Annotated in this window: 19 protein-coding genes and 1 pseudogene; 10 read left to right on the forward strand and 10 right to left on the reverse strand. The window is 61.7% G+C overall.

Annotated elements, in window-relative coordinates:
• The first annotated feature begins 475 nt into the window (after window positions 1-475).
• Window positions 476-1420 carry a hypothetical protein gene (locus EOA78_RS16180; RefSeq protein WP_127315983.1) on the forward strand — a complete coding sequence of 315 codons (945 nt, stop codon included), beginning with the start codon at window positions 476-478 and terminating at the stop codon, window positions 1418-1420.
• A gap of 35 nt (window positions 1421-1455) precedes the next feature.
• On the opposite strand, the gene EOA78_RS16185 is transcribed toward EOA78_RS16180, so the two are convergent.
• Window positions 1456-4593, reverse strand: a complete 3138-nt coding sequence (locus tag EOA78_RS16185) for an AAA family ATPase (RefSeq protein ID WP_127315984.1) — start codon at window positions 4591-4593, stop codon at window positions 1456-1458.
• A gap of 365 nt (window positions 4594-4958) precedes the next feature.
• On the opposite strand from EOA78_RS16185, the gene EOA78_RS16190 reads away from it, so the two are divergent.
• On the forward strand, window positions 4959-6035 hold the full coding sequence (locus EOA78_RS16190; RefSeq protein WP_164783785.1) for a vanadium-dependent haloperoxidase: 1077 nt from the start codon (window positions 4959-4961) through the stop codon (window positions 6033-6035).
• 435 nt (window positions 6036-6470) lie between these two features.
• Here EOA78_RS16190 and EOA78_RS16195 read toward each other — a convergent pair whose 3' ends face one another.
• The 7 genes and pseudogenes from EOA78_RS16195 to EOA78_RS16225 form a co-directional block, all read right to left on the reverse strand.
• The gene (locus EOA78_RS16195; RefSeq protein WP_127315986.1) at window positions 6471-7205 is read right to left on the reverse strand and encodes an ABC transporter ATP-binding protein; all 735 of its coding nucleotides are present in this window, start codon (window positions 7203-7205) and stop codon (window positions 6471-6473) included.
• Window positions 7198-8976, reverse strand: a pseudogene (locus EOA78_RS16200) (ATP-binding cassette domain-containing protein). The gene EOA78_RS16195 and the pseudogene EOA78_RS16200 overlap by 8 nt, the downstream one beginning before the upstream one ends.
• Window positions 8963-9796: a branched-chain amino acid ABC transporter permease gene (locus EOA78_RS16205; protein WP_127315987.1), complete on the reverse strand. Its 834-nt coding sequence runs from the start codon at window positions 9794-9796 to the stop codon at window positions 8963-8965. Before EOA78_RS16205 ends, EOA78_RS16200 begins: the two are co-directional and overlap by 14 nt.
• Before the next feature lie 68 nt (window positions 9797-9864).
• Window positions 9865-11016 (reverse strand): substrate-binding protein, encoded by a 1152-nt coding sequence (locus EOA78_RS16210; protein WP_127315988.1) that lies wholly within the window; start codon window positions 11014-11016, stop codon window positions 9865-9867.
• Window positions 11017-11070: 54 nt separating this feature from the next.
• Complete coding sequence (locus EOA78_RS16215; RefSeq protein WP_127315989.1) at window positions 11071-11916, reverse strand: nitrilase family protein; 846 nt, start codon at window positions 11914-11916, stop codon at window positions 11071-11073.
• 247 nt (window positions 11917-12163) lie between these two features.
• Window positions 12164-12808, reverse strand: a complete 645-nt coding sequence (locus EOA78_RS16220) for an ANTAR domain-containing protein (protein ID WP_127315990.1) — start codon at window positions 12806-12808, stop codon at window positions 12164-12166.
• On the reverse strand, window positions 12809-13942 hold the full coding sequence (locus EOA78_RS16225) for a transporter substrate-binding domain-containing protein (RefSeq protein WP_127315991.1): 1134 nt from the start codon (window positions 13940-13942) through the stop codon (window positions 12809-12811). It lies immediately after the preceding gene.
• A 297-nt stretch (window positions 13943-14239) separates the two neighbouring features.
• On the opposite strand from EOA78_RS16225, the gene EOA78_RS16230 reads away from it, so the two are divergent.
• Both EOA78_RS16230 and EOA78_RS16235 read left to right on the forward strand, forming a co-directional pair.
• Window positions 14240-14887 carry a class I SAM-dependent methyltransferase gene (locus tag EOA78_RS16230; RefSeq protein WP_127315992.1) on the forward strand — a complete coding sequence of 216 codons (648 nt, stop codon included), beginning with the start codon at window positions 14240-14242 and terminating at the stop codon, window positions 14885-14887.
• 502 nt (window positions 14888-15389) lie between these two features.
• Window positions 15390-15608, forward strand: a complete 219-nt coding sequence (locus EOA78_RS16235; RefSeq protein WP_127315993.1) for a hypothetical protein — start codon at window positions 15390-15392, stop codon at window positions 15606-15608.
• 231 nt (window positions 15609-15839) lie between these two features.
• Here the strand turns inward: EOA78_RS16235 and EOA78_RS16240 are convergent, their stop codons facing one another.
• On the reverse strand, window positions 15840-16061 hold the full coding sequence (locus EOA78_RS16240; protein ID WP_127315994.1) for a DUF2934 domain-containing protein: 222 nt from the start codon (window positions 16059-16061) through the stop codon (window positions 15840-15842).
• A gap of 427 nt (window positions 16062-16488) precedes the next feature.
• On the opposite strand from EOA78_RS16240, the gene EOA78_RS16245 reads away from it, so the two are divergent.
• From EOA78_RS16245 to EOA78_RS16255, 3 genes are all read left to right on the forward strand, one after another.
• On the forward strand, window positions 16489-17775 hold the full coding sequence (locus tag EOA78_RS16245; RefSeq protein WP_127315995.1) for an SDR family oxidoreductase: 1287 nt from the start codon (window positions 16489-16491) through the stop codon (window positions 17773-17775).
• Window positions 17775-18248: a DUF2269 family protein gene (locus EOA78_RS16250; protein WP_127315996.1), complete on the forward strand. Its 474-nt coding sequence runs from the start codon at window positions 17775-17777 to the stop codon at window positions 18246-18248. The genes EOA78_RS16245 and EOA78_RS16250 overlap by 1 nt, the downstream gene beginning before the upstream one ends.
• An 87-nt stretch (window positions 18249-18335) precedes the next feature.
• Window positions 18336-19259: an NAD(P)/FAD-dependent oxidoreductase gene (locus tag EOA78_RS16255; RefSeq protein ID WP_245477526.1), complete on the forward strand. Its 924-nt coding sequence runs from the start codon at window positions 18336-18338 to the stop codon at window positions 19257-19259.
• An 18-nt stretch (window positions 19260-19277) separates the two neighbouring features.
• Here EOA78_RS16255 and EOA78_RS16260 read toward each other — a convergent pair whose 3' ends face one another.
• Window positions 19278-19601: a hypothetical protein gene (locus EOA78_RS16260; protein WP_127315998.1), complete on the reverse strand. Its 324-nt coding sequence runs from the start codon at window positions 19599-19601 to the stop codon at window positions 19278-19280.
• A 243-nt stretch (window positions 19602-19844) separates the two neighbouring features.
• Between EOA78_RS16260 and EOA78_RS16265 the strand changes: the two genes are divergently transcribed.
• The 3 genes from EOA78_RS16265 (at window position 19845) to EOA78_RS16275 (ending at window position 21444) form a co-directional block, all read left to right on the forward strand.
• The gene (locus tag EOA78_RS16265; protein ID WP_348628487.1) at window positions 19845-20588 is read left to right on the forward strand and encodes an SIR2 family protein; all 744 of its coding nucleotides are present in this window, start codon (window positions 19845-19847) and stop codon (window positions 20586-20588) included.
• Window positions 20589-20612: 24 nt separating this feature from the next.
• A complete protein-coding gene (locus EOA78_RS16270) occupies window positions 20613-20969 on the forward strand; it encodes a hypothetical protein (protein WP_348628488.1) in 357 nt (118 codons plus the stop codon).
• A gap of 160 nt (window positions 20970-21129) precedes the next feature.
• Entirely contained in the window at window positions 21130-21444 is a 315-nt protein-coding gene (locus EOA78_RS16275) for a hypothetical protein (RefSeq protein WP_127316000.1), read from the forward strand.
• Window positions 21445-21614 lie beyond the last annotated feature (170 nt).

The raw sequence follows: 21614 nt of genomic DNA on the forward strand, positions 1-21614 counted from the left end.
AGCAACGCCGACCGACAAAACATTAGTGAGGCCCTGCTTACCGTTATAATTCACCGGCTCGCTTTAAGCGCAGCGGGAGCGGAGGACGGCTGGGAGAAGATCCATGCCAATTCATCTTGGTCACCGCGGTGGCGGCCACACCCGTCCGACGCGTCTCGGACTTTAGGGCCGACTATCAACTCTCCTACGGCTGTCGGGGTGTGATAACGCGTGTCCGTTTTGCTGAGCTTCGTCTGCTCCCACGTTCATATGTGGGTTCAACCACGCGTGTAGTTGTAGGATTGTTTGCTTAAATTTTCCCTACGTCTTGCCAAATGTCTTGAGGAAACAAAGAAGAATCCGGTGAAAATTGACGCTCCTTTCCTGAATTGTTATGTTAGAGCCTTGCGTGAAGGGGGCCAGCGCTTTGCAAGAGTGATTTCCTGCCCGGGGCTTGCGTCTCTCTCGTTGCCACGGGTTCTAGGAGGGATCCACCATGTGGCCAAACCAGCTGCTGCTCCTGCTCGGGCTGACTACTATGGCCGCGCTGGCTGCTTCGGCGGTTGCTGCCCAGAACGGCTATTACGAACCGACCCGCCTGATGACGGGGGACGTCGAGCCGATGTCCCCGCAGGCCGGGCAGGCCGAGAAGCTGCCGACGCCGTTACCCATGTACAGTTTTCAGCAGGCAATCGACGACGAAGCAAAACTTCGCCAAATCCTAAGGAGCATGCGCGACGACTTGATTGAGGACCTCCCGATCGGACGGTTGATCGATCAGATCCGGCAAGGCGATGGGAGGAGCCGAGAGAACATGTCGCGGGGCCTCACCGGTCTCGGCGGCATCTTCGGGCATGCCTTGCTCAAGGCCGCAGAAGCCAAGTCCCCCGCCGGCATGTTCGAGCCTGACCTCAATATCATCATAGACGCGCGTGGTCACATCGACGGTTATTTCTTCGATCACCAAGCCAAGGGCGGTTACCTCAACGTTACGACCCAGATCACCATCGGGATGCCCAACGGCACCGTCGACATCGACCGTTTCAGATACGAAGTTGGGATCGGCGATAACGTGTTCCAAGTGCTCGGAAAGAACACCGCGGATCCAAACAACGTGTTCCCCGGCGGTGACATTCCGGTCAACGCTCAGACGGCGGCTCCTTTCAACTATAAGCTTTGGGCCAAGGGGGTGCTGATCAAGGTGGAAAGGCTGTGGGTAGACCACGATGATGACGGTCTCTTTGAGCCGAACGAGCGCGTCATGATGCGCGATCATGGCGATTGGAGAGACAACTACCGACATCTTCTGCTGCCGGACCCGGAAGCCTGCATCGATATGATGTTCTTGTTCTATCCCCCAGAGACCCTGCCGCCCGGGGCCGCGCCGCCCTACTACTGCCTCGGCCGCTGCAAGAATCCGCCGCTGATCAACACCAAGTAACGCGACCTGCCAAGCTGGCGGCCTCTTCCGTGGTTTCACGCGCCGGCCGCGGGTCGCAGCGCCTCGGCTACCCTCAACCGCTCGGCGTCGAAGAATCGGACCTCGTTGGCCGCGTCCTCTTGCTCAAGCTGTTCGATCACCGCCAGTCCATCCTGGATCCGCCCCGCCTTGAGGAAGGCGTCGGCGAGGAGCGTCTGGCCGTAGGGAAGCATCTGACGGGCGCCGGTGCGGGCGTAGGCCGCAAGCCCGTCGCGCAGCGTGGCCAGCCCCTGATCAACGTCGCCAGTCGCCGTCATCGCCCATCCGCGCACCACGTCAGCCCAGGCCTCCCAGTACGGCACCCGCTCCTCATGGGCCATTTGCCAGGCGGCGGTGGCCAACTCTAGGGCCGCCCGGGCTTCGCCGCGGGTCTGCCGGATAGAGGCGATGATCGTCAGCCCGTAGATTCGGCTGAAGCTCTGCCCTTGCATCCCGATCAGCCGCTCTGCCTCGGCTATGCGCGCAGTTGCACCTGCGTCGTCGCCTGAAAGCGTCAGAGCCCACGCCTGCATGACCCGAGCCACGATCGCGGGGTCGGCGATGTAGTGGCGCCGGATCCGGGCGGCGTGCTCAGGATGGAGAGCGGAGATCTCGCGGTCGAAGCCGTCAACCGCCACCACAAAGCGGCCGGAGAGGAACGCCAGGAGAGCCCGAGTATGGACGGTGAGAATGTCGTGGGCCGGATCCCCTGTCTCTTCGGCGAGCGCAGCCATGCGATCGGCGTCGGCCTCGGCCGCGCCGATGCGGCCGGCGAGCAAATGCGTGCCGCAGCTGCCGTAGATTACCGAGAACAGTTCATCCCTGTCCCCATGCTCCTCGCGTAGCTCGTAGAGTCGCCGCAGGTTCAGCTCGATATCTTCGGACCCCCAGCCGCAGAGTTCAATCGGCTCGCGCTTCATTTCGCGCAGTGCAATCTCTCCCGCTGTGCGCTCCGGATTCTCAGCCAGTTTCGCATTCTCGGCCAGAGCCTGGTTCAGGTGGGCGCAGGCCTCGATGTTGGCCGAGCGGGCGATCGAAAGTACGGCCGCCGCCCTCCATCGATCGCGTGCCTCGGCGACGCGACCGGCGCGGCTCAGATGCTGAGCAACAACCTCAGGCCGCGCCTCCGCAACCTCGGCAAATTGGGTGTTGAACACATCTGCGATCCGAGCATGCAGTTTTCGCGCCCGGCTCGCCAGCATGGTCTCGTAGGCCGCCTCCTGGATTAGCCCGTGGCGGAAGGTGAAGGTTGCCTCGGGGTACTCGCCCCGACGCAACAGAATCTGCGATTGTATCAGCTGGTCCAGGATCGGCTGGAGCGCCTTCTCCGACAGTTCCGAAACTGCAGCCAAAAGCCGATACGAGAAGCTCCTACCAATCGCGGCGCAAAGCGGAACAACCTCGCGGGCGCTCGACAGGCTGTCGAGCTTCGCCATCAGTAACTCCTTGAGCGATGCGGGAAGCATGACTTCCGACGGAGCGCCGTCAACTGAAAGCTGTCTATGCTCGATAACCGACTTGGTCATCTCCTCAAGGAAGAGCGGCACGCCCTCCGTCCTGACGACAATCTGTTCGAGCAGGCCCTTTGGTATTTGCCCGTGCGAGGCGATCCGCATGACGAGCTCTAGCGAGCGCCTCCGGTCGAGCCGCGAGAGCGCCAGGTGTATCACCCCGGCGCGGCCGATCCAGGGCGCCTCATAGCCCGGCCGGAATGTGCACAGGAGCAGGACCGGGCTTCCACCGAACCGTTCGACCAGCACGTCGAGCAGCTCCTCGGTGGAGGGATCGACCCATTGCAGGTCCTCAAAGCAGATCAAGACGGGTTGACGCGCCGCCAACCCGAAAAGTTGTTCGAGCAGCGCCATCATCGTACGCTCCTTGATCGCTTCGGGCGGCTGGTCGAGCGGCCCATAGCGGTGTTCGAACGGGATCGAAAGCAAGTGTGCGAACAGAGGCGCCACACTCGCGACGTCCTGGGTCCCCTGCGCGAGGAGATGCTCAAGCTTGTCTAGCCGCTCGTCAACGCTGTCGTCTTCGCCAAGCTCAGCGGCTTGAGCAAGTTGCATCATGATCGGAAAGAAGGGGCTGCCGCTATGATTGGGCGAGCATTGATAGCTCAATCGGTAATGAGCCTCAGCGGCAATAGCGTCGTGCAGCCACTCGCCCAGCCGCGATTTGCCGATCCCGGCCTCGCCGGAGATAAGCACCACCTGTCCTTCGCCCGCGCGCGCCTTGTCCCAGCGGTGCTGCAGGATTTCGCGTTCCTCCTCCCGGCCAACCAACGGAGTCATCCGGCCCTGTGACCGCGCGGCAAAACGTGACGTACTCGCCTTCATTCCACGGACGAGCCAGACTTCCTGCGGCTTATCGAATCCCTTGATCCGCTGATTGCCGAGGAAGGAACAATCGAACTGGTTACCAAGCAGGCGCCGGGTGCTTCCAGCAACAATGACCTGGCCCGGCTTCGCCACAACCTGGAGCCGAGCGGCAAGATTGGGCGTGTCGCCGAGAACCGCGTCCTTAATCGTCAGCCGACCCGCGACGAGATCGCTCACCAGCACCTCCCCCGTGGCGATGCCGACATGGGCGGCGAGCGGCACATGATCGGCAAGCTCGAGCCGCGCCACGTCCCGGATTATTTGCAGCCCGGTTGCGACTGCACGCTCGGCGTCATCCTCCTCGGCGGTCGGGTAGCCAAAGTAGGCGAGCACACCATCGCCTCGGAATTGTGCGACGAAGCCGAAATTTGTGCGAACCAGGTCGGAGCAACAGAGATGATAACTGCGGATCGCGTCGCGGTAGCTCTCGAGGTCGAGGTTCTTGGCCAGCTGTGTCGAGCCCACGAGGTCTGCAAACAGCAAGCTCAGCTGGCGCAATTCCTCTTTTGGATAGAGTAGGAGTTGTCCCGATCGAGCGCATGCAAATTCGCTAAGCTCTGGTGATGCGGCCGTACGCAGAGGTGCAGGCGCTTCGCGCTGACGCAGCGCCCGGATGCCCCGCATCATGCGCTTGCGATCGCCAAGCGGCACGCCGAGGGCAGCGAGGTCTGCTTCGGTCAGGTCTGAGAGCACGTCGAGATCCACACGCTGCTCGACGAGTTTCTCACAATAATTCTCGAGCTGCAGCGAGACCAACCATTCCCTGAGGCCCGTCACATTCTCACACTCCCAAACTTGACAGCCGAGAAGGGTACCACCGATCGTACGGGGACTCTACGCACTGAAAAGCCACAATCGGTCTCTTCGGCCGTTGGAGAGCCGGCTACAGGTCTGCGGGAGTGGGCTTCTCTGTTACAGGACGCAAATCCATTTGACCTCCGCGGCGGTCGACAAATCTAGTCGGATATTCCAAGCTTTCGTTGATTATCTATACTTCAACGGGTATGGGTACGCAGATGTCCATTCCAAGAAGCATCTCTGATGCTGCAAAGGGAGGCAGCAATAGTCTGGTTGGACGGTCCTGCGTTCGACGATTTTGTCTTGTCTCCGCTATTGGATTGTGGGTTCTGTGTGCCGCGATCGTGGCAGCAATCGCCCCCGCCCATGCGGATTCCCGTCTCGACCGATGCGGATGGAACGCCGTATTCCAGTTCGTTGCCCGCAACCGGCTCGACCCACCCCTTGCGAGTCGTCTCTATGCGGCATTCGCCATTGGAAGCGACGCGATATATCGGCATGCGGCGTTGAAATTCGGGTCTGAAGAAGCGGCGAGAATAGTGCCCGATCTTTTCCTGGGATTGGCGCAAGAGCAGACCAGCCGCACGCTACTCTGGGCGCCTTATCCGGTCCTGGCGGTTTCGTGCGCGGCAGGCGGACCAAAAGTTGAGCCGGATATGCTCATAGTCCTGAAAGACGTCGCACGGCTCCTCGACGGACTGTGGAAGCGGAGCGGCGGAGGCGTCGGCCTCCCACCGCCTTCAGGGCAGTGGTATCCTGATCGAGGATCAGACCCCTTGCGGCCCGATTGGGGCAATGTCCGCCCGCTTCTCATCGGAGACCCAGAGAAGTTTCAATCGAAGAAACCCGACGCTTACGGGAGGCTCGACCGCCAAGCCGACCTGGTGTGGAATGCAGTCTCCAATCTATCGCCGGCAGAAAGAGCGCAAGTACTTTACTGGGCTGACGGCACCGGCACATTTACGCCGCCAGGACACTGGGCTCAAATCGCGCTGAATGAGTTGGACGCCAGCGATCTCGACCTCGGTCAAAAGCTGTTCATCGTTGGGGCGACGATGATAGCCGTCAATGATGCTGTGATCGCCTGCTGGCGGGATAAATATACGTTCGGAGTGCCGCGACCGTCTCAGGTTTACAGCAAAATAGAGCCAGTAATTCCAAATCCCAACTTCCCATCTTACCCATCGGGTCACTCCGTCATTTCGACTGCAGCGTCCCATGTGCTCGCGTCCTACCTGCCCAAGAGGGCAGCCCCGCTCGAGTTGATGTCTCAGCAAGCGGGACGATCTCGCTTCCTGGCAGGTATCCATTATTTGGCCGACATTGAGGCGGGGATCGTTCAAGGAAAAGGCGTGGCGATTGAAGTCGTGCGCAAACTTGATCCAGAACGGTCTCTCATTAATCAGCTTGAACTCCCATAGGTAGGGCATTCTCAACCAGTCGGTGTTGAGCACTGTTTAATCAATTTGTAAAAAAATCTCTGAAACGCGTATCTAGAATGTTGCCATCGTACATCTGCTTCGCTTCGGATACTCTAGTGCGTGTATTCTGTTTGCTGATGCGGAACGGACCTATGCCACCAATGCCTGCTTTGCAAAGTCTCGAACATCTACTTTTGTCGGAGAATCCACTGCAAGAAGTTAGAAAAGGTCGTATCTGTCCGAAACGTGAACGCCAGGTTTGGAGAGGCTCCTTGAAAGTCAGCAAATGGTGCAACCGCGACCTCCAGCATTGTTACCGCGATGTCTGCTTCCGGGCGAGGCAAGGTTACCTCTACGGCCGAAATTGGGCGCATTGCTGCCGTCCACAACGCGGACAATGCTCGTGCCGCGACCTCGCTTCCGGACGCGCGTGTCTTAGATCTTCAGGTGCTGAAGAACGCGGGCCGCTGTGCCCGCCGTCACATCGCCGGCATCGTCGATCCGGCCGAGCTTCAGCACTGCCCAGCTGTCCGCGATGCCGAGGGCGAAGGGCAAGTTCTGCTCAACGATCAGGATTGTCGTGCCGTTCGTCCTGCGCTCCTCCCTGAGTGCCGCGGCGATGCGTTCGACGACTGAGGGCTGCAGGCCCTCGGAAATCTCGTCGATCAGCAACAGCTTCGGCCGCAGCATCAGCGCGCGACCGAGAATGAGCATCTTCTGCTCGCCGCCGGACAGCGTTCCGGCCCGTTGCGACAAGCGCTCCCTGAGGAACGGAAAATGCTCGTAAACCCGTTCCACGGCTTGCGCAAAACCGCGATCCGAGCGCAAGACGAGGCGCAGATTGTCGCGCACGCTGAGATCCTGGAACAGCGCCTGCTCCTGCGGCGCATAACCGACTCCCGACGCAATCAGCGAGGCCTGCGAAACACCACCGATCGAAGTGCCGTCGAGGCGGATGTCGCCCGAACGCAGCGCCACGAAGCCGAGGATGGTTTTCAGCACGGTGGTCTTGCCCATGCCGTTCTTGCCCATCAGCGCAAAGATGTGTCCGGGCGCGATGGCCAACGACAGCGCCTCGACGATGGCAACTGGTCCATAGCCGCTCGACACGTTCGACAACGACAGTTTCGGCAGGGTGATTCCGGCCTCTGCCTGTCTGACCTCAAGCATGGGCGCCTCCCGAATAGATCGTCCTGACCATTTCGGAATTGACGACCTGATCGACGCTGCCGTCGAGGACAAGCTTGCCCTGGTGGAGAACGACGATCCTGGTCGAGATGTCACGGACGAAATCGAGGTCGTGCTCCACCAGTATGGCGGCAAAGCCAAGCTCGCCGGTCAGCTTCTGCAGCGTCGCGCCAATGGTGGTGCGCTCGACCTTGGTCAGCCCGGCCGTAGGCTCGTCGAGCAGGATGAGCTTTGGCTCGAGTGCTACGACCATGGCGAGTTCGAGGCTCTGTTTCTGCCCATGCGACAGCAGTGACACCGGCCGGCCGAGCATGCGGTCGAGCCCGGTGGAGCGCAGAATGTCGGCGGCGGCCGCCGGCATTCCAAGCGTGGCGGAGCGGCGCAGCAGGCTCGGCCCGTTGCGCGAGGCGCGTGCCATGCGCAGGCAGTCGGCGACGGTCAGGCTGTCGAAGACGCTCGCCACCTGGAACTTGCGTCCGACGCCGAGCGCGACGATCTCATCCGGTGTCATGCTGCTGATGTCTTGGCCGGCGATGGTGACGGTTCCGGTCGTGGCTTCGGTGCCGTCGCTCAGGCAGCGCATCAGCGTCGTCTTGCCTGCGCCATTCGGACCGACGAGGCTGACCAGCTCGCCGGGGTGAACGTCGAGATCGATCCCTTGCAGCACCTGCAGGCTGCCGAAGGATTTGCCGAGGCCGCTGACGGCGAGCACGCGGTTGCCAGCCTCCGATCCGTTGCCGGCCGGTTCGGCGGCGAGGGTAGGGCTACCCGATTAACCGGTCTGCTCTTCATTGCGGCGCGGCAGGACCATCCTGGCCAGTTGCGCCAGCCCGTTCGGCAACAGGATGATCATCACGACGAACAGCGCGCCGACCACTAGGTTCCACAGGAAGGGCAGGTCGCCGGAAAGCTGGGCGCTGAGGTAATCGATGCCGATCGCGCCGATCACCGGCCCGATGATCGTGCCGCGGCCGCCCAGCGCCGTCCAGATGACGATCTCGGTGCCGAAGACGAAGCCGGTGTTCTCAGGTGCCACCACACCCGACGCGTTGGCATAGAGGAAGCCGGCAATGCCGGCGACGCCGGCGAGGATCGTTGTCAGCACGATCTTCAACCGCTGCGGATCGAGGCCAAGATAGGCGCAGCGCGCTTCATTGTCGCGAATGGCGACGAGCAGCTTGCCTGCATCCGAGCGGGTGAAGACCAGGGCGACAACGGTGGTGACGATGAGGCAGATGCCGGTAAGCCGGAAATAGCCCGGCAAGCCGAGCGGCAGGCCGGAATAGCCGACCAGCCCGCTGCTCGATCCGGTCCACACGCCACCCGAAAACACCAGCTGCGTGACCACGATCGGCACGACGAGCGAAATCACCGTCGCATAGAGCGGAGTCGAGCCGTGGCCGAATGACAACCAGCCGACGAAGGCACCGAGCAACACCGGCACGATGATCGCCAGCGCGAGCGCCAGTGCCAACAGCGCCGGGGTTGCGCCGAGATGGCTGAGCACCATGGCGCTGGCATAGGCGCCGGTCCCGAAGAAGGCCGCCTGGCCGAAGGTCAGAATGCCGGTATAGCCCCACAAAATGTCGACAGTCACCGCCAGCATGGCGTAAATCATCGAGCGGGTCAGCACATTGAGCGTGAACCGGTCGAACAGCGCTGGCCCGATAATGACGACGACCGCCACCGCAAGCGCGAGCGCCGCAAGCAGCCAGACCCTTGGCGGAATGGAACGGCTCTCAGGCACTGGCAAATCCCTTCGGGCTGATGCGCAGCACCAGGGCGCAGAGGACCGCCACCGTGATGCCGCCAAAAATGGGGCTGACGAAAGTGCTGACCAGAACCTGTGCGCCGCCGAAGACGAGGCAGGCTATGGCTAAAGTCGAGAAGGACGAACCGGCGACCATGACCAGCATGAACGAGCCGATCAGCCAGGCCACGCCCATGTTCGGGTCTACGCTGGTCAGCGGCGTGAGCAACACGCCGGCAAGTGCCGCCAGCCCGGTGCCGACCATGAAGGTGGCCAGCCGCACGCGCGCGGTGTCGATGCCGAGCGCGCGCGCCAGCGTCTCGTTCATGATCACCGCCTGCGCCGACAGGCCTAGCCGCGTTCCTTCGAGAAAGAAGGTGAAGGCAATCCCGATGACTAGCGCGGCGGCGACCGCGAACAGCCGGTAGAGCGAATAGCCGACGCCGAACACATCGACAGTGCCGGACAGCAAATTGGGGGTGAACTGCACGTCACGCCCGAACCACAGCGTGATCAGCTGGCCGATGACGATGCCGAGACCCCAGGTCGCCAGTATGGCGTCGAGCGGACGGCGATAGAGCGGCCGTACGATGACCAGCTCGGTGATGCCGCCGAGGATCGCTCCCACGGCAAAGGCGATCGGCAGCGCCGCCCAGGGATTGAGCCCAAGGCCGGCGGCTGCCACCGCGCAATAGGCGCCGATCGTCAGCCAGGCGCCATGGGCGAAATTGATGATCTTCAGCACCCCGAAGATCGCCAGCAGGCCGGCGGCGACGATGAACAGGATCGCCGCCGTCGTCACCATGTCCAGGAGAAGCGTCATGGCAGGTTCCCGTTAGTGTGGAACGGGGCGGCGCAGGGCCGCCGCCCCCGTTGCGATGACAGGTGCGGCTACAGGTTCGGGCACTGTTCGCCGGGGTCGACGCCTTCGAACTTGTCGACCACGCTGACCGAACCGTCCGCCTTCACCTGGCCGAGATACATGGTCAGCGGAGCGTGGTGCTGCTTGCTCATCGAGACTGTGCCGCGCGGGCCGGTGAAGGATACCTCGGCGAGTGCTGCAAGCACCGCGGCGGTGTCGGTCGTCCCGGCTTTCTCGACCGCGGCCTTGTAGAGATAGATGCCTTCATATTCCGGCACCGAGAGGTCGTTCGGGGTGCGCAGTTCGGCGCCGAACTTCTTCTCGATCGCGGCAAGGAAGCTCTTGTTGGCGTCGCTGCCGATGCTGGTCACATAAGAAGCGGAAATGAAGATTCCCGCTGCGTCCGCGCCCATGCTCTTGGCGGTTCCCTCGTCCACCGCGAGATTGCCATAGGGGATGGTGACACCGGCGCCGCGCAACTGCTTGGTCAGGGTGACATTCGGCGCGCCGCCGGCCGTCGAGGTGATCACCGCATCGGCGCCGGAGCTCTTCAGATTGGAGATGATCGCCGTCCAGTCGCTGCCTTCCATCGGCAAATATTCTTCACCGACGACGCTGGCGCCCGACTTCTCGATATAGGCCTTGGCGAACTCCAGCATGCCGCGGCCGAAGGCGTAGTCGGAGCCGATCAGGAAGAACTTCTTGGCGCCCTGCGTCTTGATGAAATTGTCGACGATCGGCGGCACCTGCTGTTCGGGTACCCAGGCGTTGACGAACAAATTGGCATTGCAGGATTTGCCCTCGTAAAACGAGGTGTAGATGTAGGGGATGTCGCCTTTGGTGATGATCGGCAGGCCGGCATTGCGCGCCGCACTCGTCTCCATCGTGATGACGGCGCTGACCTCCTTCTGGAAGACCAGCGAATCGAAGGCCTTCTGCGCGCCTGCGGCACTGGAGGCGTCGTCGGCGATCTCCAGCGCAAGCTGGCGTCCGAGTACGCCGCCGGCGGCGTTGATCTCGACGACCGCCAGCTCCGCCGACTGCACGACCGAGGGCGCGACGACGCTGTTGGCGCCAGAAAGGCCGACCGGGATGCCGATCTTGATCGGACCGTCCGCCGCGAAGGCGGAAGTGGCCAGTGCGGCGCTGGCAAATGCAACGATCAGTGCTTTGTTTTTCATGGTATTCCCCTTTCTTTGCGTTGTTCGTACCGGGTGATGCCGGCTTCTTCTTGACTATCCGTAGACGTCGCTGCGGCGGTCGCCGATGGCGTCGTTGCGCTCGCTCAGCGCCCGGGCCTGGGCGACGTCGCCGAGGTTGATCGTGGCGGTGAGGATCTCCTCGCCGGCTTCGCTGGCAGGGCCAGCGATCGGCCAGCCGGTCGGGCCGACGATCAGGCTCCTGCCGACAAAAGGCTGGCCACGTTCGGTGCCGACGCGGTCGGCGCAGGCGATGTAGATGCCATTGCTGTGCGCGGCCGCCTTGTGCAGGATGTTGGCCATCGGCTCGGGATGCTGACCCTGGGCCGGCATCGGCACCCAGTTGGTCGGCACGCAGACCAGCTCCGCGCCCTTCAGCGCCAGCTGCCTGTAGGTCTCGGGGAACCAGCCGTCATAGCAGATCGCAACACCGATCCGGCCGATCGCGGTATCGAACACCGGCAGGCCGAGATTGCCCGGCTGGAAATAGAGCTTTTCGCGGTTCCACAGATGCAGCTTGCGGTAGGTGCCGATAGGACCGGATGGTCCGCACAGCATGGCCGCGTTGAAGAACCGGTCGCTGTCGCACTCGGCAAGGCCGCTGACGATGTGCAGGTTGAGTTCGTTTGCCAGGCTGCACAGCAGCATGGCACTGCGGCCATCCGGAATGGGGGCGGCGAGCGCGGCCAGCTCGTCCTGGCTGTCGAAGACATAGCCGCTGTCGGCAAGCTCGGGCAGCACCACCACCGATGCGCCGAGACCGGCAGCCTGGCGGATCAATCGCTCCATCGACTTCAGATTATCGTCCAGCCGGCCGATCGCCGGCTGGAACTGGATGCAGGCCAGACGCAGGTCCGCCGTCGCTTTCGCTTGTGTCGTCAAAGCCTGTCTCCAAACGCAAAAAACCCCTGGCGCGGAAGTCATCCGCGAACCAAGGGCTGCATAGCCATCAATGTGAAACGGCATTCCTGCCGATGAGCAAACCTGCTCGTGCTGTTAAAAAGTTGCACAGGCTGGAGGTCGCGTCAAGAGCCAAAGATCGCGGCCGCAAGCGATCGGAAATGGTTCGGCTTAAACCAATAAAATCAGATTTTGAGAGAAGCTTTTGCCGTGATCGGCCGCCAACGCCTTATCGGTCATTCGGCTGTTTCTGGCTGGCTTGCGCGGAAATGCCGAAGCCGAAGGTCCGCATCGCTTCCTGCGCGGCGAGGATGCCGTCGGCCACCGAAACCAGCGCGACGCGCTTCGATGTCGCCTGGTCGCGGATGAGCTTGTAGGCGGTCTCTTCGTCGACACCGTTCATCTCGACCAGCACCTTGACCGCCTTCTCGATCGTGCGGCGACCTTTGAGCGTATCCTCAAGCTTGCGTACCTTGTTGGCGAGCCGCCCTTCATAGCCGCAGCGGTAACGGGCCAGCGCAAATTGCGTCAGCACGCCGAGCTGCCTGAGCGGCTTGGTGATGACGCCGTGCGCGTTGAGATCGATGATCGCCTTGATCGAGGTGGGGCTTTCATAGGTGACGATGGCGACGACGGCAGCATTGGCGCCTTCGATCAGCGACACCATGGCATCGGTCGGCGCTTCGCCGACCTGCACGAACACCGTGTCGATGTCGCCCGGGATCGACGCCGGTGGCGGCCACGCCGCGCGGACTTCGCAGCCTAGGCGCCGGAGGTGATCGACCAGCGCGGCGCCATCCTCGTCCTTCGGATGGATGACCAGGATCTTCGCCTGCCGCAGGTCGTTGAGAATGCGTTTGAGCGTTGCCGTCATTTAAAGCCAAGGCTCTTCGAAACGAGAGGAGGCGAGATAGGGGTCGGGCCGGATCGGCGCCTGCGACTGCCAGGCGATATCGAACTGCCCGGTGGCGTTGGCGATACCGATGCGCGGCGTCGACCAGACGTGGCGGTTTTCCTGGTCGAACATCATGCGTCCCTCCGGCGACGCATAGTCGACCTCGAGCGCTGCCTGTCCGAGGCGAAAGGTGTCGAGGGTTCCGGCCTTTTCCAGCGCGCGGGCGAACAGGTGGACCTGCGTATAAGCCGTCTGCGACCACATGGTCGCGGTCGTCCGGTCGCCGAACCGGCGGGCGAGCTCGCCGACGAAGCGCTGGTTCTCGCCGCTGTCGACCGTCGCAAGGTAAGGAGCCGCCAGCACATGGCCGGTGCAGTGCTCGGCGCCGATCACGCGGATCTCGCCTTCGGCCAAGGTCAGGCTGGCGATCGGACGCCGTGTCCGATCGATGCCTGCCTCGGCATAGAGCCTGTAGAGGATCTGCGCGCTGCGCCCAATCACCGTCGAGAAGACGGCGTCCGGCGCGGCCTTCTCGATATCGGCCATCAGCCGGCGCATCCGGTGTTCGTCGGCATCGAGCGGCACATACTGTTCTTCGACGATCGTGCCGCCCTTGCATTCCAGGAGATCGCGCATGACCCGGTTGGATTCATGCGGATAGATGTAGTCGGACCCGGCCATGAACACGCGCGGTCCGTAGCGCTGCAGGATGAAGTCGGCCAGCGCGAAGGTATTCTGGTTGAGCGTGGCGCCGGTATAGAGGACATTCTCCGAATATTCGAAGCCCTCGTAGATCGAAGGATACCAGAGCAGGCCGTTGTAGCGCTCGACAATCGGCAGCACGGCCTTGCGGCTGCCAGACATCGAGCAGCCGAATATGACGTTGACGTCGTCCTCGGTCAGAAGCCTGCGGGCCAGCGAACGAAACGCCTCGGGGTCGCTGCCCGGATCGTAGGCGATCGGCTCGATCTGCCGCCCCAGCACGCCGCCGCCGGCATTGATCTCCTCGATGGCCAAGGCGGTTCCGTAGAAATGCTCGCTTTCGGTGACCGAAGTGATGCCGCTGCGCGAAAAGAGGATTCCGACGCGCCATGTCCCGGCTGTACCTGTCACGGCAATCCTCCCTGAGCTTTCCCGGCAAAGGCCTATTGCACGCGAGGCGTCATGGCAATCGCCAGCGTGATCGCTTGCTATCTCTGCTTTCAGGAAGCGGCAAGGTGATCTCTCCGGCAGAGATAGAGGCATTGCCGCCCGGCAGTCTGGGCCGGAACCTGACCGTCCGTGATTGGGAGCCATATGGCTAAAGGGGCCGATCCGCTACCGCCCGAATACCGGAACCGCTCAGTTGTCCGGTTACGTCGCGTTTAGCTCTGCCATGTAAGGAAATCGGAAGCCGGAGGCCGCACGCTAATGTTGGACAACTACGAGGTCGACGGGTTTGGCGTGATCCACCAGATCGACTTCACACTGATCAAGTACGACAAGCAATACATTTCCTATTACGAGGACCTGAGTGACCGGACCATCAAGCTAGGATATCAGCGACTTGGCTGGGTGCTGGGAATCACCAGCCAAATTCCTCGGTCGGTCCTGGAGATTGGGTATGGCACGGGCACATTCGTCGAAGCCGCGAAAATGACCGGGGTCACCGACTGCGCCGGCTGCGACATCGCCAGGTTTCCGCTGCCCAAGGGCGTCCGCTTTGTCGATTGGGATGAGGCTCTCGCCAGCTCGTGGGATCTCGTGGCCATGTTCGACGTGCTTGAGCACATCCCGGACCTGGGTTTCCTCGCCCGCCTTCAGGCCCGCTACCTGGCCGTCGCCGTCCCTTATTGCCGCTGGCGCGAGCTCGGCACCGCCGGCGACGCGTGGTTCCGAACGTGGCGTATGCGTCTCCCCAACGAGCACCTGCACCATTTCGACCGTGACTCGCTGGTGGCACTCCTCGCGCACAGCGGCTTCCAGTGCGTGACCCTGAACTGCTTCGAGGACGGGATTAGACTGCGGCCCGGCGAAGTGGGTCCGAATATTCTGTCCGGCTTCTTTAGAAAGCCATAGGCCAGTTTCTCCGCGGGCTCGACCAAAGTGATAACGCTTGCGCTGTTTTCCCGCCCCAAAGCCGACTTGGTGCTTTCTCATCCGGATTTGATCCTGACTGAAACGGGCGAGTCAGGTAAGGTTTTGACGGATCGCTTTTCACTAAACTGCCGACGCTCAGCGCCAAACAATGAGCGTCCTAGTTGGGGTCGGAACAGGTAATCCGCATCACGTCAAAAGCGTCATGTGTGGATGCCCCCCGTTGATGCAAGTGGATTTTCGAACGTCGAGGGCATGTGATCGGTGCGGTCATGTGTCAGGCCTCGCTGCTGCGGCGCTTCACATGCCGCGGGCCGGTATGGAGATGCGCATTTGCCCTTACTGTTCGTGGCCCCTCCTCACATCCCCGACGGACCGGACTAGCCCCGCGTTCGGCCGGAGAAGGAGCTGTTGTGATCGATCATCCGGGGAACATTTTCGCCAGCCTTCAATTTAAGCAGAGAAGCTGGCTTGGAGCAGATCGATGGGCATTTTTTCCGACCTCGACAAAAAACTGACGGAAAATCTCTACGCGCACGGTAACGACCTCATCGATCCTGCTGCGGATCTTCCCGAGAAGGTCGAGGAGCGCGTCGAACTCTTGATGCCGTTCGTTCAGCCCGAGGCTCGCGAGCTAGTCCGATCGCAAATCCTTGGCCTCATTCACGAGTACAGGAATGAGGATCCCGCGTCCTCGAATTAGCGAGGATCGCGTCTGCTGCGAAAACTTGCAGGTCCTGCCGAGTTCAACTGCCTCATCATCCGTCCTGGTCTATTGCATGGGGCGCAGGCTGAGTCCCGTCGCTCGTCCGCCCGGTCTGGTCGATCCATAGCCAACCGATGAAGACTACCGACAATACGATCACGATCCAGGCGATCAGACGAGGCATGGCGAGACGAGGCATGGCGTTTCCTTTCCGTGCCGAACAGCCGGTCAAGAGATCGGCTTGCCGTTAGCTCGGGCGCCGCCCGTATCGGGTTCGGAGTCGGCGCCAACGGTCGGGTCAGGCACGACCGGTCCACGTTCTGCTTCGGAATCCTCTGCCTCGATCTCTTGCACGGCCTGATCCCAATGCTCGCGCTCCCGCCCTTCGGGACGGCCTTCGCGCTCCCAGATTTCATGGGCTCGCCGCCTGATACGCTCTTCCCGGTCCATAATAGGCCTCCTGGTGCTTTCCTAATCCCGTCATCGGTGGTTTGTTCCGCGTTGCCGGACAGTGGCCGCGCTCGTCTCTCGCGCATTCATACAGCTCATGCCGGACTGCCAAAATGATCGCGCAGGTCCGTCAGCGGTTCAGTTGACGCAACCATGATGTGCTCTATTTCAAGTTGCACACCAGTCTCGTGGTCCGTTCGGCGCTGGGAGGACAATGTGTGGAAGCAACGCTACAAGCGCGCACTGTAAATACCAGTAAACGTCGCGGTCTTCGACTTGACTGCCTGTGGTCACCATCACCCTTGAACAACTGCCTGGGAGAGGTGTGTTTTCGCAGCGCCGGAACATCATCGACGGCATCGAGGAGACACGCGCCGAATAGGACGGCAATGGTCTCGTGGTCACCGCTACCGGAGACCGGGGTCCGATGAGAATTCTCGTTGTTGGCGCCACCGGCCTGATCGGCGCTTCGGTCTGTTCCCGCCTCGTTTCCGAAGGACATGAGGTGGTCGGCATCGTCCGTATCCCTCGGGAAAATGCGGCCCGCGACTACCAGTTGCTGGTGCTGGACATGGCGACCGCGCTACGCCCTGAAGATTGGCTGCCGCATCTGGCCGGCATCGATGCCGTCGTGAACTGTGCCGGCGTGCTGCAGGACAGCCCTCGCGAAAAGACCGGGCAAGTTCATCGCGATGCTGCGGCGGCTCTTTTTCTCGCCTGCGCGCGGGCCGGCGTTGCCAAGGTGATCCACTTCTCGGCAATGGGTGTCGATCGGGCACAGCCTTCGTCGTTCTCGGCGACGAAATATGCTGGCGATCAGGCCCTCATGGCACTTGATCTGGACTGGATAATCCTTCGCCCTTCCGTGGTGCTCGGCCGGCCTGTGTTTGGGGCCAGTGCATTGTTTCGCGGTCTGGCCTCGCTGCCGGTGCTGCCGTCAATGCCCGATACCGGCCGGCTACAGGTCGTGCAACTCGAGGATGTGGTCTCGACGGTGCTCTTCTTTCTCAATCCCGGCAGTCCGTCTCGTATGGCGCTGGAACTTGCAGGTCCCGAACAGCTGACCATGGACGAGATTGTCGGCACTTTTCGCCGCTGGCTCGGCTGGGGTTCCGCAGCCAGGCTTGTCTTGCCGGGATGGGTTGCCCGATTTCTCTACCGCCTCGGCGATCTTGCCGCGATGCTCGGCTGGCGACCTCCGATGCGCACCAATGCCGCCAAGGAGATCACGCGAGGGGCGGTCGGAGATCCCTCGGACTGGATTTCCTTGACCGGCATACACCCTCAAAGCTTGGCGCAGTTCCTCGCGCTCAATCCGGCAACGGTGCAGGAGAAATGGTTCGCCGGGCTTTATTTCGCCAAGCCTGCAATCTTCGTCGTCCTGCCGTTCTTCTGGATCGTGACGGGGATTGTTTCGCTGACTACTGGCTACGGCAACGGTATCGGCCTCATGCAAAGCACGGGGGCTGGCATGTTGTCGGCGCCTGCCGTGATCGCCGGCGCTCTTGCCGACGTCGTCGTCGGCGCACTCATAGCCTGGCGGCCAACGGCGCGAAAAGGCCTCTACGCCGGCATCGCGCTCTCACTGTTCTATCTGATCGTGGGCACTTTCCTGCGCCCGGACCTGTGGAACGAACCGCTTGGGCCGTTCCTGAAGGTCTTGCCGATCATCGTCCTTCACTTCGTTGCTTTGGCAATTCTGGAGGAGCGCTGATGCTCTATTTCGTGCTGAAGTTCCTGCATGTCATCGGTGCCAGCGTGCTGCTTGGCACCGGCGCCGGCATTGCCTTCTTCATGCTTCTCGCCCACAGGACCGGCAATGTAGCAACAATTGCGGCAGTGGCGCGCATCGTAGTGGTCGCCGACTTTCTCTTCACAGCAACTGCCGTCGTGGCGCAGCCGATAACCGGCGTCGCGCTCGCCTGGCAGGCGGGTTACGCGCTCTCCGAAGGCTGGATCGTGCTTTCCATCGCACTCTACATCGTCACCGGTGTGTTCTGGCTGCCGGTGGTATGGATGCAGATGGAGATGCGCAATCTGGCGTCCGAAGCCGCCAAAACGGGGGGCCCGCTGCCGGCCCGGTATGTCAGGCTTTTCTGGCTGTGGTTCGCCTTTGGCTTTCCCGCCTTTGCTGCCGTCCTCGGGATTTTCTGGCTGATGATCGCGCGGCCGGCGATCGAATGGTGACGCCTTGCCGCGACAGATGTCGCGGCTTTCGATTTCGGCGCTGGAACATCTTTCCCATGAGTGCGTTCGGCGCGGATGGATCAATCCGTGCGCAAACGCCGACATTCAGCCTCATCCGCGACTGAAGCGGATGTTCTCATTGTTGGCGGCGGACCTGCGGGGCTGGCGGCCGCTATCTATCTCGGCAGGTTTCGTCATCGGGTCATTGTGGTCGACGCGGGCGAGTCGCGCGCGATGCTGATTGCGGAAAGCCGTAACTGCCCGGGATTTCCGGAAGGGGTCAGCGGCCCCGATCTTCTGCAACGCCTTCGCGCTCAGGCCGCCGAATACGGAGCGACACTGGTGCAGGATCAGGCGTCATCGATCGAGCCGACCGTAGGCGGATTTGGTGCCGAGACAAACGCGGGGCGGATCGTCGCCCGCAAGATATTCCTGGCGACAGGTATCGTCGACGTCGTGCCTGCAATTCCGCGTCTGGGCGAGGCCATCGCCAGAGGCAGCTTACGCCTCTGTCCGGTTTGCGACGGCTATGAAGTCATAGATCGTCGGGTCGCGGTTATCGGACACGAGGCGAAGGCACTGCGAGAGGCCTTGTTCCTCAAGCAGTACACGCAGCACGTCACACTGCTCGCACGCTATCTACCCGATTTTTCCGCCAGCACACGGCGCGTGGCCATGGAAGAGAACATTGCCATTTGCGACACGTTCAAAAAGTTTGTTCCGGCCGACAATGGTTACGAGGCCATCCTTAAGGACGGCGAGGTGCGACATTTCGACGTCATCTATCCGGCGATGGGATGCCGGGTGCGTTCCGAGCTCGCACTGGCAATGGGCATCGAATGCTGCGACGAGGGCTATGTTGTGGTCGACAAGCATCAGCGGACTTCGGTCGATGGAGTGTATGCCATCGGCGACCTGGTCAAAGCCCTAAACCAGATCGCAGTCGCTTTTGGCCAGGCTGCGATCGCCGCGACAGATGCTCACAATGACCTTGCCCTCGGGTACGAATAGCTCTCGAAACGTACCTCGCTAGCGCAGCATGGCTGCTATCACGAAGACCGCGGCCGCTACGAGAACGACTGCGGCAATCACCAGCACCGGCCAGTTGCTGCGAGGCTGAAGATCAGGCTCGCTTCCTACCGGCCGCATCGCATCGCCGAAGCTTGCTTCATTCGTGAACTCTGGCTGTCGCCGTGGGCGAGCCTCGGCGACAGGGCTCGGCACATCTGCCGCTTCGGCGTCGGTCACTTCAGGCGCGGCGGCAGGGTCGAACCCCGGGGTCTTGTCCTGCGTCGCCCCGGCCTGGATATCGCCTCTCGCTTTGGCAGGCGTCTGATCTCGTCGTGCGGCCATCATCATCTCCCTGACAACCAAACTTCGATCTGCCTCAGCGGTTCCAGCCTGCGCCCGATTTGCTGAACACCCCCGATTTTCTGAACAGACTTGGCGGTGATCCGCTTCTCTGGAACAGAGGACGCCTTTCGCAGTTGTGTTGGATCATTGCCTGGTGAGTTGGCCATGCCGTCTGCACTCGAGCAACTGGCTCAGTCCGTGAAAGAGCGACGAGCGATCTTGTTCGTTGGGGCGGGGGTGTCGATGAGCGTCGGCCTGCCATCCTGGCAGAAGCTCATCGAGCATATGGAGGATGAACTCGGCCTCGACCGCGACACGGTCGACAGGCCTGAACCCAGCTACCAGGCTCTTGCCGAATATTACCGGCTGAAGAATGGGGGTCTCGGTCCCTTGCGCAGCTGGATGGATCGCGAATGGAGCGTCTCGCGGGAAAAAGTCAAGGGATCGGCGATCCACAAGCTGATCGTGTCACTCGATTTCCCGATCATCTACACCACCAACTATGATCGGAACCTTGAGGTTGCGTTCGAAATCCACGACCGCCCATTCGTAAAAGTGGCCAATGCCAAGGATATCGCAAAGGTGAAAGGCGAGGTTGCCCAGATCATCAAATACCACGGCGATTTCGACGACGATGCATCTCTGGTCCTGGCGGAGTCCGACTATTTCGAGCGGCTCTCGTTCGAGTCGCCATTGGACGTGAAGTTTCGCGCCGACGCACTGGGGCGCACCATCCTGTTCATCGGCTACAGCATGTCCGACATGAACATCCGTCTGTTGCTGTATCGGCTTTGGGAAACCTGGCGCCGGTCCGGCTACGAAAAGAACCGTCCGAAATCGTTCGTGTTCATGCCGCAACCGAGCGTCGTCCAGGAAGCGGTCCTCGGATGCTGGGGCATCGACATGCTGACCGAGGAGGCCAATCGGCCGGAGGATGCTCTGGTGGCATTCCTAAGCAAGCTCAAGGACAGGGTAGACCAGGCCTAGAGCACGCACTGCGCTTGAAGCCGAATGGTTGACGGCAGGTTCGGAAAGCTGACTTCGTTCGACCAGGCCGGGAACATTGTCGATCGCTACGACGTTCATAGCCGGAAAGGGACGCTGTTTGCGGAGGCCTCGATGGGCCACTTCGAAATGATCGATCTCATTTCCGTCATCAACGCTTGCACGACCGGCCGCGCCGCCGGGCGATTGGTGTCGATGGCCAAAGCCGTGGAAGAGTTGCGGGTGCTGACCGGGGACTTCATCTCGCCGGACGAAATCGTGGCCAACGCCCTGTCGCCGGTGGCGTGGGAGCGCGGCTGCGCGGTCCTGTTCGACGAGCAGCCGGGCGCCGATATCCTGCACACGCCATGGCAAGAGGCCTGACTGACGCAGACGATCTGAGGATTGCCGAATATCGGCAGCCGCGCCAGCGGGCGCCGCGTCCGTTTGCAGATATCCCATATGCCGGCAGTGGGAGCACGGGCGGCAGTTGGAACCCGGCCGTCACAGGGCTGTTTAACCGCTAGGCAATCGGAGACACGCCATGACTGAAAACGAGACCCGCTACGAACATGGTGCTACCAAGTACCCGGCCAAGAAAGATGCGCACGCCTCGGATCAATTCTCCCAAGAGGCGGCCGGCAACAAGAAGCCTGCCGGCGGGATGGGCCTGACACGGTCGAAGGACGAGGTGGAGGACAAAACCCATCAGTCCGAAGGGCAAAACCCGCTCAGTCAGTCCGCGCCCAGTGCCGCGACCGAAAAGACATCCGGCGCCGGTCCGCCGATCGCCGAGCGTTCCAAGGACGCCAAGGCTCCGAAGAGCGGCCGCCAGCCAGGCGCCTACGTCAAGGAGTGACCGGCCAGGGAACCTGCAGTCAGCCCATCATCGTCTTCAGCGGCTCCCGAGCGAGGTTCGATTCGATCTCCTTACGGCCTGGCGTTTCCCGCAGCGCTGTGCGCATGTTCTTGCGATATTCGTCCGGCATGCGCGGCGGCAGCATAGGTTCATACGCGTCGACGACCGCC

This window comes from Mesorhizobium sp. M5C.F.Cr.IN.023.01.1.1 (assembly GCF_003997585.1).
GTDB lineage: Bacteria > Pseudomonadota > Alphaproteobacteria > Rhizobiales > Rhizobiaceae > Mesorhizobium > Mesorhizobium wenxiniae.

Coding starts and splice junctions, on each gene's coding strand:
- EOA78_RS16230 (WP_127315992.1), top strand. CDS start 14,240: ATGTTGGACAACTACGAGGTCGACGGGTTTGGCGTGATCCACCAGATC.
- EOA78_RS16260 (WP_127315998.1), bottom strand. CDS start 19,601: ATGGCCGCACGACGAGATCAGACGCCTGCCAAAGCGAGAGGCGATATC.
- EOA78_RS16250 (WP_127315996.1), top strand. CDS start 17,775: ATGCTCTATTTCGTGCTGAAGTTCCTGCATGTCATCGGTGCCAGCGTG.
- EOA78_RS16210 (WP_127315988.1), bottom strand. CDS start 11,016: ATGAAAAACAAAGCACTGATCGTTGCATTTGCCAGCGCCGCACTGGCC.
- EOA78_RS16220 (WP_127315990.1), bottom strand. CDS start 12,808: ATGACGGCAACGCTCAAACGCATTCTCAACGACCTGCGGCAGGCGAAG.
- EOA78_RS16205 (WP_127315987.1), bottom strand. CDS start 9,796: ATGACGCTTCTCCTGGACATGGTGACGACGGCGGCGATCCTGTTCATC.
- EOA78_RS16270 (WP_348628488.1), top strand. CDS start 20,613: ATGGTTGACGGCAGGTTCGGAAAGCTGACTTCGTTCGACCAGGCCGGG.
- EOA78_RS16265 (WP_348628487.1), top strand. CDS start 19,845: ATGAGCGTCGGCCTGCCATCCTGGCAGAAGCTCATCGAGCATATGGAG.
- EOA78_RS16240 (WP_127315994.1), bottom strand. CDS start 16,061: ATGGACCGGGAAGAGCGTATCAGGCGGCGAGCCCATGAAATCTGGGAG.
- EOA78_RS16195 (WP_127315986.1), bottom strand. CDS start 7,205: ATGCTTGAGGTCAGACAGGCAGAGGCCGGAATCACCCTGCCGAAACTG.
- EOA78_RS16180 (WP_127315983.1), top strand. CDS start 476: ATGTGGCCAAACCAGCTGCTGCTCCTGCTCGGGCTGACTACTATGGCC.
- EOA78_RS16275 (WP_127316000.1), top strand. CDS start 21,130: ATGACTGAAAACGAGACCCGCTACGAACATGGTGCTACCAAGTACCCG.
- EOA78_RS16245 (WP_127315995.1), top strand. CDS start 16,489: ATGAGAATTCTCGTTGTTGGCGCCACCGGCCTGATCGGCGCTTCGGTC.
- EOA78_RS16235 (WP_127315993.1), top strand. CDS start 15,390: ATGGGCATTTTTTCCGACCTCGACAAAAAACTGACGGAAAATCTCTAC.